11 protein-coding genes are annotated in these 14,252 nt (G+C 67.8%); 7 read left to right on the top strand and 4 right to left on the bottom strand.

Features of this window, described 5'->3' with window-relative positions; translation table 11 throughout:
* Positions 1–113: 113 nt before the first annotated feature.
* On the bottom strand, positions 114–584 hold the full coding sequence (locus ACVN9Z_RS00830) for a DUF4863 family protein (RefSeq protein ID WP_006385537.1): 471 nt from the start codon (positions 582–584) through the stop codon (positions 114–116).
* A gap of 178 nt (positions 585–762) precedes the next feature.
* On the opposite strand from ACVN9Z_RS00830, the gene ACVN9Z_RS00825 reads away from it, so the two are divergent.
* From ACVN9Z_RS00825 to ACVN9Z_RS00800, 6 genes are all read left to right on the top strand, one after another.
* Positions 763–1,674: a helix-turn-helix transcriptional regulator gene (locus ACVN9Z_RS00825; protein ID WP_006385536.1), complete on the top strand. Its 912-nt coding sequence runs from the start codon at positions 763–765 to the stop codon at positions 1,672–1,674.
* A 238-nt stretch (positions 1,675–1,912) separates the two neighbouring features.
* Positions 1,913–3,574: a 2,3-epoxybenzoyl-CoA dihydrolase gene (gene boxC, locus ACVN9Z_RS00820; protein ID WP_458212987.1), complete on the top strand. Its 1,662-nt coding sequence runs from the start codon at positions 1,913–1,915 to the stop codon at positions 3,572–3,574.
* A gap of 110 nt (positions 3,575–3,684) precedes the next feature.
* Positions 3,685–5,112, top strand: coding sequence for a benzoyl-CoA 2,3-epoxidase subunit BoxB (boxB, locus tag ACVN9Z_RS00815; RefSeq protein ID WP_006385534.1), 1,428 nt, complete (start codon positions 3,685–3,687; stop codon positions 5,110–5,112).
* A gap of 51 nt (positions 5,113–5,163) precedes the next feature.
* The gene (boxA, locus tag ACVN9Z_RS00810; protein WP_024070122.1) at positions 5,164–6,411 is read left to right on the top strand and encodes a benzoyl-CoA 2,3-epoxidase subunit BoxA; all 1,248 of its coding nucleotides are present in this window, start codon (positions 5,164–5,166) and stop codon (positions 6,409–6,411) included.
* 60 nt (positions 6,412–6,471) lie between these two features.
* Entirely contained in the window at positions 6,472–6,912 is a 441-nt protein-coding gene (locus ACVN9Z_RS00805; RefSeq protein ID WP_020926747.1) for a MaoC family dehydratase, read from the top strand.
* Between the two features lie 246 nt (positions 6,913–7,158).
* On the top strand, positions 7,159–8,820 hold the full coding sequence (locus tag ACVN9Z_RS00800) for a phage tail protein (protein ID WP_020926748.1): 1,662 nt from the start codon (positions 7,159–7,161) through the stop codon (positions 8,818–8,820).
* A gap of 51 nt (positions 8,821–8,871) precedes the next feature.
* On the opposite strand, the gene ACVN9Z_RS00795 is transcribed toward ACVN9Z_RS00800, so the two are convergent.
* The 3 genes from ACVN9Z_RS00795 to ACVN9Z_RS00785 form a co-directional block, all read right to left on the bottom strand.
* Positions 8,872–9,858, bottom strand: coding sequence for a TRAP transporter substrate-binding protein (locus ACVN9Z_RS00795; protein WP_054516094.1), 987 nt, complete (start codon positions 9,856–9,858; stop codon positions 8,872–8,874).
* A gap of 251 nt (positions 9,859–10,109) precedes the next feature.
* Entirely contained in the window at positions 10,110–11,303 is a 1,194-nt protein-coding gene (locus tag ACVN9Z_RS00790) for an acyl-CoA dehydrogenase (protein WP_020926750.1), read from the bottom strand.
* 132 nt (positions 11,304–11,435) lie between these two features.
* Positions 11,436–13,118 carry a thiamine pyrophosphate-binding protein gene (locus ACVN9Z_RS00785; RefSeq protein ID WP_458212986.1) on the bottom strand — a complete coding sequence of 561 codons (1,683 nt, stop codon included), beginning with the start codon at positions 13,116–13,118 and terminating at the stop codon, positions 11,436–11,438.
* A gap of 179 nt (positions 13,119–13,297) precedes the next feature.
* Between ACVN9Z_RS00785 and ACVN9Z_RS00780 the strand changes: the two genes are divergently transcribed.
* Positions 13,298–14,200 (top strand): LysR substrate-binding domain-containing protein, encoded by a 903-nt coding sequence (locus tag ACVN9Z_RS00780; protein WP_020926753.1) that lies wholly within the window; start codon positions 13,298–13,300, stop codon positions 14,198–14,200.
* The last annotated feature ends 52 nt before the right edge of the window (positions 14,201–14,252 follow it).

The raw sequence follows: 14,252 nt of genomic DNA, 5'->3' as shown, positions 1-14,252 counted from the left end.
CAAGCGTCTGGCGGCTTGTCGTGACCGGCGGCAGGGCGTGGCTCAGCCCGCGCCGGCGGCCGGCCGGCCGCGCGGGGAGCGACCGGGGCGATGGGGAAGGGCGAGGCGCGGATTCATGCGCGGGTGAACTCGATGGCGCCGCCCGGCAGCAGGTACAGCACCAGCGCGCGGCCCTGCGTCACGGTGGGGCGGTGGGCGCTGCCGGGGCCATAGACCAGCCAGCCAGCGCCGTGGCCGTCGAAGCGCGCCGCGTCGGTCAGCGGCATGATCATGTCGACTTCGCCGTTGGGATGCGCGTGGTGCGGGCCGGCCAGATCGTCCATGTCGACCACGTCGACCGAACAGCCGCCCAGGTCCTCGGCCGGCTTGATGACGCGGCCGTAGCGGATGCCGCCGCCTTCGCGGTTGCACATCCAGCCGTCGGCCACTCCCTGCCTACAGGTGGCGAAGATGTCGGCGTACAGCGCGCTGTCGGGGCCGGCCTCCTGGTTCAGGCGCTGCTGCAAGGCGCTGTCCAGCGCCTGGCCGGCCATCAGGCCCGTCACCTGGCGCATCAGCGCGTGGAATCGTTCTGGCGTGCTCACCCGGTCTCCTCCTATACACTGTCGGCGCTTCAGCGGCGGATGCAATCCAGTGCTGTTTTGTCGCACCTGACACGCTGTTGAAGCTGTTGAAGGAAAAATAGTGCTTCCATTGATGTGGGTCAAGCACTATAGTGCATAAATCAGGTGTTATCAGGGTTTTTGCGGAGTCAGCTACACCATGAACCAAGCGCTAGAAGACGCGGCGCCAACCGAACCCAGGCGGGAAGCTTTCCTGGTGGCATTGGGCGAACGGGTGCGCCGCCTGCGCGCTATCCGCGGCATGACGCGCAAGGGCCTGTCGCAGGTGACCGGCGTGTCCGAACGGCACCTGGCCAATCTCGAGCACGGCGTGGGCAATGCCTCGATCCTGGTGCTGCTGCAGATCGCCAAGGCCTTCAATTGCGCGCTGGCCGAGCTGGTCGGCGACGTCACCACCGAGTCGCCCGACTGGCTGCTGATCCGCGAACTGCTCAGCGGCCGCACCGAGTCCGACCTGCAGCGCGCGCGCGAGGCGCTGACCCAGCTGTTCGGCGTGGGGGCCGGCGCGCAGCGCCCCAACCGTACCCAGCGCATCGCGCTGATCGGCCTGCGCGGCGCGGGCAAGTCCACGTTGGGCCAGATGCTGGCCGATGACTTGGGCTACCCGTTCGTCGAGCTGAACCGCGAGATCGAGCGGGTGGCCGGTTGCAGCATCCTGGAGATCCACAACCTGTACGGGCCCAACGCCTACCGCCGCTACGAGCGCCGCGCGCTGGAAGAGGCGGTGCAGATCTATCCGGAAATGGTGCTGGCCACACCCGGCGGTTTGGTGTCGGAGCCCGCCACGCTCAACCTGCTGCTGGCGCACTGCTACACGGTCTGGCTGCGGGCCACGCCCGAGGAGCACATGGGCCGGGTGATGGCGCAGGGCGATTTCCGGCCGATGTCCGGCAACAACGAAGCCATGGCCGACCTGAAGCGCATCCTGGCCGGGCGCGAGGCTTTCTATGCCAAGGCCGACCTGACCTGGGTCACCAGCCACCTGGAGGTGCAGGAGAGCTTCGCCGGCCTGCGTACCCAGGTGCGCAAGGCTTGCGGTCTGCCGCTGTAGCGCCCGCGTCTTTCGCCGACCGCCAGGGCCGCCCGTTGAGGCGGCCTTTTCTTTGGCGGGGCCTCGGCCTGTCCGTTCGGAGAGCGGGCTTCATTGAAGGACGCTTTGATGGGCCCCTTGGTGACCTGCACTTTTGTGCATCTTTTGCTTGACGCTGATTTTCACCTGCACTAATCTGCATAATAATTCATGTCGTGCAGTATTTTTCCTGTCAGATCAGGGCATCAGGAGACAAGCGATGAGCAGCACCGCCAGCAAGGTCGATTTTCGGACCGATCCCACCCAGTATCGTCATTGGCGCCTGTCGTTCGATGGCCCGGTCGCCACGCTGGCGATGGACGTGGCCGAGGACGGCGGCCTGCGCCCCGGCTACAAGCTCAAGCTCAATTCCTACGACCTGGGCGTGGACATCGAGCTGCACGACGCGCTGCAACGCATCCGCTTCGAGCATCCCGAGGTGCGCAGCGTGGTCGTCACCAGCATGAAGGACCGCATCTTCTGTTCGGGCGCCAACATCTTCATGCTGGGCCTGTCCTCGCACGCCTGGAAGGTGAACTTCTGCAAGTTCACCAACGAAACCCGCAACGGCATCGAGGACTCCAGCCGCAACAGCGGGCTGAAGTTCATCGCCGCGCTCAACGGCGCCTGCGCCGGCGGCGGCTACGAGCTGGCGCTGGCCTGCGACGAGATCCTGCTGATCGACGATCGCTCGTCCTCGGTCGCGTTGCCCGAAGTGCCGCTGCTGGGCGTGCTGCCCGGCACCGGCGGCCTGACCCGCGTCACCGACAAGCGCCGCGTGCGCCACGATCACGCCGACATCTTCTGCACCCTGGTCGAAGGCGTGCGCGGCCAGCGCGCCAAGGACTGGCGCCTGGTCGATGACGTGGTCAAGCCGGCGCAGTTCGAGGCCGCGGTGCGCGAGCGCGCGCTGGCGCTGGCCGAGGGCAGCCACCGTCCGGCCGGCGAGGCCGGCGTGACGCTCACCCCGCTGGCGCGCGAGGAAAGCGCCGATGCCTTGTCCTACCGCTACGTCGACGTGCGCCTGGACCGCGAGAAGCGCCAGGCCACCTGGACCGTGCGCGCGCCGCAGGGGCCGGTGCAATCGGAGCTGGCCGACATTCTGGCCGCCGGCGCGGCCTGGTGGCCGTTGCAGATGGCGCGCGAACTGGACGACGCCATCCTGTCGCTGCGCACCAACGAGCTGGACATCGGCACCTGGATCTTCAAGACCGAGGGCGACGCGCAGGCCGTGCTGGCCGCGGACGCTTCGCTGCAACGCCATGCCGGCCACTGGTTCGTGCGCGAGACCGCCGGCCTGCTGCGCCGCACGCTGGCGCGCCTGGACGTGACCTCGCGCAGCCTGTTCGCGCTGGTCGAGCCGGGTTCGTGCTTTGCCGGCACGCTTCTGGAACTGGCGCTGGCCGCCGACCGCAGCTACATGCTGGACAGCGAAGGCGAGGAACACGACCCGGCCCAACTGATCGTGGGCGAGGCCAACTTCGGCGCCTACCCGATGGTCAACGGCCAGAGCCGCCTGCAACGCCGCTTCCACGAGGAAACCGCGCCCCTTGAAGCGGTGCGGGCCCGCGCCGGCCAGCCGTTGGCCGCGCGCGAGGCGCTGGCGCTGGGGCTGGTGACCTACGCGCCCGACAGCATCGACTGGGACGACGAGGTGCGCATGATGCTCGAAGAGCGCCGCGCGCTGTCGCCGGACGCGCTCACCGGCCTGGAAGCCAACCTGCGCTTCGGCGGCCGCGAAACCATGGAAACGCGCATCTTCGGCCGCCTGACCGCCTGGCAGAACTGGATCTTCAACCGACCCAACGCGGCGGGCGAGAAGGGCGCGCTCAAGCTCTACGGCAAGGGCGAACAGGCGACGTTCGACTGGAACCGCGTCTAGCGCGGCCCGCGCGGCAATTCCCCATACACGGCGCCGGCCCGCGCAGCGCGGCCGGGCGCCCCAAGACCCGACGCCGCCCCGACGCGGCCGTCCATCCAGGAGCAGAGACAATGTCAGGCATCAACTACAGCGACAAGATCCCCAATAACGTCAACCTGTCCGGCGACCGCACGTTGCAGCGCGCGCTGGAACACTGGCAGCCCAATTACCTGCAATGGTGGCAGGACATGGGTCCGGACGGCTCGCATGGCTTCGACGTCTACCTGCGCACCGCCGTCAGCGTCGAGCCCGACGGCTGGGCCCACTTCAATCACGTGCGCATGCCCGACTACCGCTGGGGCATCTTCCTGGCGCCGCAGGACGGCCAGCGCAAGATCCACTTCGGCGAGAACATGGGCCGCGACGTGTGGCAGGACGTTCCCGGCGAACACCGCGCCAACCTGCGCCGCATCATCGTCACGCAGGGCGACACCGAGCCGGCGTCGATCGAGCAGCAGCGCCACCTGGGCCTGACGGCGCCGTCGCAGTACGACCTGCGCAACCTGTTCCAGATCAACGTCGAGGAAGGCCGCCACCTGTGGGCCATGGTCTACCTGCTGCACCGCTACTTCGGCCGCGATGGCCGCGAAGAGGCCGACGCGCTGCTGCAGCGCACCTCCGGCGATTCCGACAACCCGCGCATCCTCGGCGCCTTCAACGAGAAGACGCCGGACTGGCTGGCGTTCTACATGTTCACCTACTTCACCGATCGCGACGGCAAGTTCCAGTTGTGCGCGCTGGCCGAATCCAGCTTCGACCCGCTGGCCCGCACCACCAAGTTCATGCTGACCGAAGAGGCGCACCACATGTTCGTGGGCGAATCCGGCATCTCGCGCGTGATCCAGCGCACCTGCGAAGTGATGAACCAGTTGAAGACCGACGACCCGGCCGCCGTGCGTGCCGCCGGCGTCATCGATCTGCCGACGATCCAGCGCTACCTGAACTTCCACTACAGCGTCACCATCGATCTGTTCGGCGCCGACCAATCGTCCAACGCCGCCATCTTCTACGGCTCGGGCCTGAAGGGCCGCTACGAAGAAAGCAAGCGCAACGACGACCACCAGCTCAAGAACGACACCTACCGCGTGCTGTCGGTCGACAACGGCAGGCTGCGCGAGGTCGAGGTGCCGATGCTGAACGCGTTGAACGAGGTGCTGCGCGACGACTTCATCCGCGACTCTGTGGCCGGCATCGGCCGCTGGAACAAGGTCATCGAAAAGAGCGGCATCGCCTTCCGCCTGCAGGTGCCGCACAAGGCCTTCAACCGCCAGATCGGCACGCTGGCCGGCATCCGCATGTCGCCCGAGGGCGAGATCCTGTCCGAAGCGCAATGGCAGGCGCACCGCCACCAATGGCTGCCCACGCCGGAGGACCGTGAGTTCGTCGCCTCGCTGATGGGCCGCGTGACCGAGCCCGGCAAGTTCGCCAACTGGATCGCGCCGCCGGTCATGGGCATCAACCGCCAGCCCGTGAACTTCGAGTACGTTCGTTTCAACTAAGGCCCCGCGGCGGCGCCATGCGCCGCCGCGCCGCGCATTCGGATGACCGCGATGAACGCCGCCCTGCCCATGGAAGTCCTGAAGCAGCACCTGATCGATCCCGAGATCTGCATTCGCTGCAACACCTGCGAAGAAACCTGTCCGATCGACGCGATCACGCACGACAGCAACAACTACGTGGTCGACCCGGACATCTGCAACGGCTGCATGGCCTGCGTGCCGCCGTGCCCCACCGGCTCGATCGACAATTGGCGATTGGTGCTGCGCAGCGACGCCTATTCGGTGCAGGACCAGCTGGGCTGGGACGAACTGCCGCGCGAGCAGCCCCTGCCGGAAGCCGCGGCGATCGTGGATGAGGCGGCGAACGCGGTCGTCGAGCCGGTGTCGTCCGCCGCTGTGGCGGCCATGCCGTCCGTGACGCCCGGCGCCAGCGTGCCGCCGTGGTCCGCCGCGCATCCCTACGTCAACCTCTACACCCACAAGACGCCGGTGACCGCCACCGTGGTCGGCAACTACCGCGTCACCGGCGCCGACACCGACAGCGACATCCACCACATCGTGCTGGACTTCGGCGAACTGCCGTTCCCGGTGCTGGAAGGCCAGTCCATCGGCATCCTGCCGCCCGGCACCGATGCCCAGGGCCGGCCGCACCACGCGCGCCAGTATTCGTTGGCCAGCCCGCGCGATGGCGAGCGCGCCGGCTACAACAACCTGTCGCTGACAGTGAAGCGCGTCACCGAAGACCACCAGGGCCAGTCGGTCAATGGCGTCTGCTCCAATTACCTGTGCGACCTGGCCAGGAACGACACCGTGCAGGTCATCGGGCCGTTCGGCCACACCTTCCTGATGCCGAACCACCCGCGCGCCAACCTCATCATGATCTGCACCGGCACCGGCTCGGCGCCGATGCGCGCCATGACCGAGCGCTACCGCCGCCGCATCGAGACCGGCGAGAACGGTCGGCTGATGCTGTTCTTCGGCGCGCGCACCGAACGCGAGCTGCCGTACTTCGGGCCGTTGATGAAACTGCCGCGCGACTTCATCGACATCAATCTGGCGTTGTCGCGCGAAGCGGACCGGCCCAGGCGCTATGTGCAGGACCTGATCCGCGAACGCGCCGCCGACGTGCGGGGCCTGCTGGCCGATCGCAACACCTGCATCTACGTCTGCGGCCTGAAAGGCATGGAAGTCGGCGTGCTGGACGCCCTGCGCGAGGTGACGGTGCAAGCGGGGCAGGATTGGACTATCCTGCACGATGTGTTGCGCCGCGAGGGGCGGCTGCACTTCGAGACCTATTGAACCGGCGGCCGCCGCGAAGGACGCCGTCGATCGGTCACCTACGCGAGGGGAAGTCCACCAATGAAGTTCGCTGATTTCAAGGACGGCATGCTGATCAAGGCCGGCCCGGTCACCATCACGGAAGCCGAAATCCTCGAGTTCGCCCGCAAGTACGACCCGCAGTGGTTCCACACCGATCTCAAGCGCGCCGCCGAAGGCCGCTGGGGCGGCCTCATCGCCAGCGGCTGGCACACCTGCGCGCTGGCCATGCGCATGGCGGTGGACTCGGCGCTGCACGATTCCGAATCGTTCGGCTCGCCCGGCCTGGGCGAGGTGCGCTGGCGCACGCCGGTGCGGCCCGGCGATCAGTTGCGCCTGGAAGCCCGGGTGCAGGGCGCGCGCACCTCCTCGTCGCGCCCGGACCTGGGCATCATCACTTGGGCCTGGACGGTGATCAACCAGCACGACGAAGCCGTGCTGGAACTGGACGCGACCAGCCTGTTCGACCTGTCGGGGGAATGAACCCTGCCCGGCGCCGGGCGCACCAAGCGCCGCCTGGCCCGGCCCCATGTCGCAGTTGGCTTGTCCGCGAGGCCGCGCACCCGTAAGATGATTCCGTCGTGGGGCCATTGCGTCCAGCGATTCCGCTAGCCCGCCCGGTGATCCGAGCGGGCTTTTTGCATTGGTCCGCCCACATCCAGGCCCGCCGGCAATCGCCGGCGGGCCTTTTGTCTTGTGGCGCCCACATCGTTTTCATCGAGGCCCCTCATGCAATCCCTGAAACCCATCAACGTCGGCCATGCGCCGAACGACCAGACCGGCGATACGCTGCGTGACGCCATGGCGGTCGTGAACGAGAACTTCGCCAAGACCCGCTTCGGCGTGGAGGCGGTCGAAGTGTCCGCCGCCGCCGCCCAGCGCAAGGCGGACGCCGCCGTGCCGGCATCGGAAAAGGGCGCCGCGGGCGGCGTGACGCCGCTGGACGCGGCAGGCAAGGTGCCTGCCGCGCATCTGCCTCCGCCGGCCGTGCCGCTGTCGCAGAAATCGGCGCCTGGCGGCGTCGCGCCGCTGGATGACGCGGGTCGCGTGCCTGTCGATCATCTGCCGATCCCGGTGCCTGCCGTGCCGCTGGCGGAAAAGGGCCAGCCGAACGGCGTCGCCACGCTGGCCGCGGACGGCAAGATCACGCCGGTGCAATTGCCCGATCTGATCCCCGCCGCTGAAAAGGCCCGGCCCAATGGCGTCGCGACCCTGGCGGCCGACGGCCGCATCGTTCCCGGCCAATTGCCGGCGCTGATTCCCGCCGCCGACAAGGGCCGCCCGGGCGGCGTGCCCACGCTCGATGCCGACGGGCGCGTCCCCGCCGCGCAACTGCCCGCGGTGCAGGATGCCGTGCCGTTGGCGGAAAAGGGCCAGGCGGGCGGTGTCGCCACCTTGGGCGGCGACGGCAAGGTGCCGGCCGGCCAGTTGCCGGTGATCGACAGCATTCCGCTGGGCTTCGTGTCCTGGTGGCCGAGCCGCGCCGCGATTCCCGCGGGTTGGGCGCCGCTGGATGGCCAGACGATCAGCCGGGCCGCATTCCCGGATATCTGGGCCATCTTGGAGGCGGGGAAATTTCCGTTGGTGCCTGAAGCCAGCTGGCAAAGCGATGTGATGGCGCGCGCAAGCTACACGGCAGGGGATGGCGCAACCACGCTGCGTCTGCCTGACTTGAACGGCAAGTCGGCCGGTTCGTTGGGTGCGGTGATGCTGCGCGGCGATGGCGCGTTGTCCAGCGGCGTTGCCGGGCAGATACAACGCGATGCCATGCAGGCAATGATGGGAGAGCAGGCGCTGACCTACGGTGTCATCACAGGCCCCGGCTCGGGTCCCTTTGCCGGAAGCCGACAGGGAGACCGCGTGCCGCGCACCTCGCCTTCCTACCCGGCAAGTGTCGGGGGCGATACGCTGAGGTTCGACAACTCCGCCAGCGTGCGGACGGCTGTGGAAAATCGCCCCTTGAACGCCACCGGCTGCTGGGTGGTGAAGCTTGCCGGCATGGCGATCAACGCGGGCAAGCTGGATGCCTTGCAATTGGCCTCCGATCTGGCGAGCGTGAACGCGGAGATGCAGGCGCTGCGAAGCCAGTTGGCCAGTGTCCTGGGCATCGGACAGACGCTGCAGGATGTGACCGCGCAGCGGGCCCTGGCAACCAATTACACGAATCCGACAACGCGTCCCATCGTCGTGTACGGCGCCGGCACATCCGCGCTGGCGGGGGCAAGCATGGCGCTGGTGGTCAATGGAACGGTCGTATCGACTAGCACCTATGCGGGCACCGGCGCCGAGTTCGGCGTGTCGAGTATCGTACCGTCGGGGGCGTCCTACTGGATCGTCGCGTCAGGCCTGACCAACGGGAACACGCCGAAGAAGTGGATGGAATACCGCTGATCGGGCTTGCCTCGGCCGGGCCCTCGCGCCTGCGCAAGGGCCCGCGCGGCATCACGGCCTCCGCATCGCCTTCAGGATATTCACTCCGTCAGTCCCCGCCGCGGCCTCCCATTGCTTCACCGAGTCCGCCGCCGCTTTTTTCAGCGCCTGGCGCACCGGCATCGGCACCGCGGTATCGATGGTCACGCCGTTCTTGCGCATGTTGGCGTAGTTCTGCTGCAACCGGCCTTCGATGCGTTTCCACTGCTCGGCCTCGGTCTGCGCCGCGGCCTGGTCGATCGCCTTGCGCGATTTCGCGTCCAGCGCCTGATAGGCCTTCAGGTTCATCGTCGCCACCGAGATCGGCATGGCATAGTTGATCTCGGCGAAGCGCGGCAGGTGTTCCCACAGCTTGCGGCCGGCGCCGCCGTCGCCGGAGGACAACACCGCGTTGACCTCGCCCGAGGCGATGCGCGGCATGGCGTCGGCGAACGAAATGTTCTGCGCGCGCGCGCCGGCTTTCTGCATCACGTCCTGCGAGGTCGCGTCATAGGTGCGGATGCTCAAGGCCTTCAGGGCGGCGACACTGTCCACCTTGTCCTTGGACCAGATGCCCGAGGCCGGCCAGGGGGTGGTGTAGAGCAGCTTCTGGCCGTGCGCGGCCAGCAGTTTCTCGTAGGCGGGGCGGGCCGATTTGTTGAGCGCGCGCGCCTTGGACAGCGAATCGGCCAGGAACGGCAGCGAGGACACGCCAAACAGCGGGTACTTGGCCGCCAGCGCGCCGGCGAAGGCATCGCCGGCATCGACCTTGCGTGTCTCGACCGCGTCGATCATGTCACCCGACTTGATGCCCTTGGCGGCGTCGAAGCTGGCGTCGATGACAACCTGGCCCGCGCTCTTGCTGCGCACCAGATCGGCGAAGGTGGACACGCCTTGTCCCGGCATCGACGTGGCCGGGTACTCGGTGGTCATGGTGAGGGTGGTGGCGGCGAATGCGCCGTGGCCCGCAAAAGCGATGACGATGCCCGCCCACAGGCGGAACGAGGGACTGCCGTGCATGCGCGACTCCTGGTCGTGACGAAAAATCCGGGGTCGGGCAGGCGGATGCAGCGGGCCGGCACCAGGCCAATTGCACGCAGCGTAAGCCATGGGCCGCGCGCGGGCTAGCTCCTGATAACCCTAATGCGAGGCGGATGCGATGGTCGGCATCCAAAAAAAACGCCCCTCGAGAGGGGCGCCCAATCTTCGCCACGCCGGCGAACCGCGCGTCGGGAGCAGAGCCGGGCTCCGTCCGCGCGGGGCACTGCAAATCAATAGAAGGCCTGGATGCCGGTCTGCGCGCGGCCCAGGATCAGGGCGTGCACGTCGTGGGTGCCTTCATAGGTGTTGACCACTTCCAGGTTAACCAGGTGGCGGGCCACGCCGAATTCGTCGGAGATGCCGTTGCCGCCCAGCATGTCGCGGGCCAGACGGGCGATGTCCAGCGCCTTGCCGCAGGAGTTGCGCTTCATGATCGAGGTGATCTCGACCGCGGCGGTGCCTTCGTCCTTCATGCGGCCCAGGCGCAGGCAGCCTTGCAGGGCCAGCGTGATCTCGGTCTGCATGTCGGCCAGCTTCTTCTGGATCAACTGGTTGGCGGCCAGCGGGCGGCCGAACTGCTTGCGGTCCAGGGTGTACTGGCGGGCGGTGTGCCAGCAGGCTTCGGCGGCGCCGACAGCGCCCCAGGCGATGCCGTAGCGGGCCGAGTTCAGGCAGGTGAACGGGCCCTTCAGGCCGGACACGCCGGGCATCATCTGGTCGGCGGACACTTCCACCTCGTCCATGACGATTTCGCCGGTGATCGAGGCGCGCAGGCCGACCTTGCCGTGGATGGCGGGGGCGGTCAGGCCCTTGGTGCCTTTCTCGAGGATGAAGCCGCGGATCTTGCCGTCGAACTCGCCGCCGACGCACTTGGCCCACACCACGAACACATCGGCGATGGGCGAGTTGGTGATCCACATCTTGTTGCCGGTCAGCTTGTAGCCGTCGGCGGTCTTGACCGCGCGCGTTTCCATGCCGCCGGGGTCGGAGCCGTGGTTCGGTTCGGTCAGGCCGAAGCAGCCGATCCATTCGCCGCGGGCCAGCTTGGGCAGGTACTTCTGCTTCTGCGCTTCGCTGCCGAATTCGTTGATGGGCACCATCACCAGCGACGACTGCACGCTCATCATCGAGCGGTAGCCGGAGTCGATGCGCTCGACTTCACGGGCGATCAGGCCGTAGCTGACGTAGTTCAGGCCGGCGCCGCCGTATTCGGCGGGGATGGTGGCGCCCAGCAGGCCCAGCTCGCCCATTTCCGAGAAGATTTCCGGGTCGGTCTTTTCATTGCGGAAGGCATTCAGCACGCGCGGGGCCAGCTTGTCCTGCGAGTAGGCGTGGGCGGCATCGCGCACCATGCGTTCTTCTTCGGTGAGCTGCTGGTCCAGCAACAGGGGGTCTTGCCAATGGAACGAGGGATTCGAGGACATGCTGGGTCTCCGCTATGGATTTCCGTTTTCGGAATCTGGAAAGTTTAAACCTAAAATAATTGGCGCGGCAACCCGGGGTTTACGCGACGCGCGCGGGGCGCGTCGCCGTGGGGATGCCGTCGCCTCCGGGTATCAGTGCCGGGCCTTGAGCGCCGCGTCGCGGATCTTGTCCAGCGTGGTCGACGGCGTGATGGTCTGCGGGTCGATGAAGCAGTGCAGGATGGCCGGCTTGCCGCTGGCCAGCGCGCGTTCGAACGCCGGGCCGAACTGCTCGGTGGTCTCGACGCGTTCGCCGTGGCCGCCGAAGGCGCGGGCGTAGTCGGCGAAGTCCGGGTTCTTCAGCTCGGTGGCGGAAATGCGGCCGGGGTAGTGCTTTTCCTGGTGCATGCGGATGGTGCCGTACATGCCGTTGTCGACCAGCACCACGATGATGGGCAGGTCGTACTGCACGGCGGTGGCGAATTCCTGGCCGTGCATCAGGAAGCAGCCGTCGCCGGCGAAGCAGACCACGGTCTTGTCGGGCCAGACGCGCTTGGCGCCGACGGCGGCCGGCAGGCCGTAGCCCATCGAGCCCGAGGTCGGCGCCAGCTGCGTGCCGAAGCGGGTGAAGCGGTGGAAGCGATGCAGCCAGGTGGCGTAGTTGCCGGCGCCGTTGGTCATGATGGCGTCGGCCGGCAGGGTCTTTTCCAGGTAGGCCATGACCTGGCCCATCTGCAGCGCGCCCGGGGTGGTCACGGTGGCCGGGTCGCTCCACTTCAGGTACGACTCGCGCATCGCCTGCGTGCCGTCGGCCCAGGCCGGTTGCGCGGGGGCCTTCAGGCCGGCCAGCGCCTGGGCGAAGGCGGCGGGCGAGGTGTTGATGGCCAGCGTGGGGCGATAAACGCGGCCCAGTTCAGCGGCGTCCGGATGCACGTGCACCAGCTTCTGCTTTGGCACCGGAATGTCCAGCAGCGTGTAGGCCTGGCTGGGGTTTTCCGACATGCGGCCGCCGACCAGCAGCACCAGGTCGGCGTCGGCCACGCGCTTGAGCAGGGCGGGGTTGATGCCCAGGCCGACGTCGCCGATGAAACACGGATGATCGGCCGGGAACAGCATCTGGCGGCGGAACGACACCGCCGTGGGCAAGGCATGGCGCTGCGCGAAATCGGCGAACTGCTGCACCGCGCCCGCGTCCCAGCGCGTGCCGCCGAGAATCGCGACGGGATTGCTGGCCTGGGCCAGCAACTGCTCCAGGTCGGCCAGCTGGCCGGCGGTGGGGGCGGAATCGATGACCTCGTAGCGCGGCGCGTCGGCCACCTGGGCGGCTTCGACCAGCATGTCCTCGGGCAGCGCGATCACCACCGGGCCCGGACGGCCCGAGGTGGCGATGTGGAAGGCGCGCGAGATCAGTTCGGGAATGCGCTCGACCTGGTCGATTTCGGTGACCCACTTGGCCTGCGTGCCGAAGACGGCGCGGTAGTCCATTTCCTGGAAGGCCTCGCGCTCGCGCATGCCGCGCTCGATCTGGCCGACGAACAGGATCATCGGGGTCGAGTCCTGCTTGGCGATGTGCACGCCGGCCAGCGCGTTGGAGGCGCCCGGACCGCGGGTCACCATGCAAATGCCGGGTTCGCCGGTCAGCTTGCCATGGGCGTCCGCCATCATGGCCGCGCCGCCTTCCTGGCGGCAGACGGTGACCTTGATGTCGGCGTCGTGCAGGCCATCCAGCACCGCCAGGTAGCTCTCGCCGGGAACGCAGAAAACGTGTTTGACGCCCTGGGCGACGAGCTGGTCGACGAGGATGTGGCCGCCGAGGCGGGATGCTTGCTGGGACATGGTGGGTGTCAGGATGAGCCGAGATTAAGACACTCGAGCATAATGTTCCTTGATCGCACAACGCAATTGATAAAATTGCACAATCTAGTGACCCGCCGGCACGACCCGGATATTGCGCCGCGGCAGGCGCGGCGGGTGTTTCCGGCGATCTTCGGTTCCTTCCTGGCGGTTCCCGCTCCATGAGAAACGGCATTCCCAACCTCAGCGCCCTGCAGGCCTTCGAGGCCTCGGCCCGCCTGGGCAGTTTTTCGCGGGCGGCCGAAGAGCTGTCCCTGACCCACAGCGCGGTCTACCGCCAGGTGGCCAGCCTGGAGGCGCGGCTGGGCGTGCAGTTGTTCACGCGGGTGCGGCGCCGCATCGTCCTGACCGATCATGGCGCGGAATATGCGGGACGCATCCGCCATCACCTCGACCAGATCGAGAAGGACACCTTCGGCCTGGTCAGCCGCACGGGCATGGGCCGCAGCATCCACATCGCCGTGGTGCCGACGCTGGCCACCACCTGGCTGATCCCGCGGCTGGCGGATTTCCAGCGCGAGCAGCCGGACATCACCGTCAGCCTGTCGGTGCGCACGCTGCCATTCCAGTTCAAGGACCAGCCGTTCGACGGCGCGCTCTACCACGGCGACACGCTGTGGCCGGGCACCCAGGGCGTGCTGCTGTTTCCGGAACGCGAGCTGGTGCCGGTGTGCGCGCCCGAGCTGGCGGCGCGCGTGACCGAGGCTGGCGCCGGCGCGCTGGCCGGCATGACCCACCTGCACCTGAGTTCGCGGCCCGATGCCTGGCGCCAGTGGTACGGCGCCAACAACTATCTGTACGGCCCGCAGGCGGCCGGCGGGCCGCGCTACGAACTGTTCACCATGGTGATGGCGGCGGTGCAGGCCGGGCTGGGCGTGGGCCTGATGCCGCGCTTTCTGGCGCAGCCGGCGCTGGACCAAGGCACCCTGGCGATGCCGGTGCCGCAGTCGCTGACGGTCAGCCAGGGCTATTACTTCGGCTATCCGCAGCGCAGCGAGCGTTCCGAGGCCCTGAAACTGTTCGAGTCCTGGCTGAAGTCGGCCGCGGCGGTCGTGGGGCGCTGAATGCTCCGGCGACAGCGCCGCCGTAGAATGTTGCCCATCCCGCGGCCGATGC

The organism is Achromobacter sp. KK8 (genome assembly GCF_054188005.1).
Note: the sequence above shows the minus strand (reverse complement) of the source record. Positions and strands in the feature narration are given on the sequence as shown.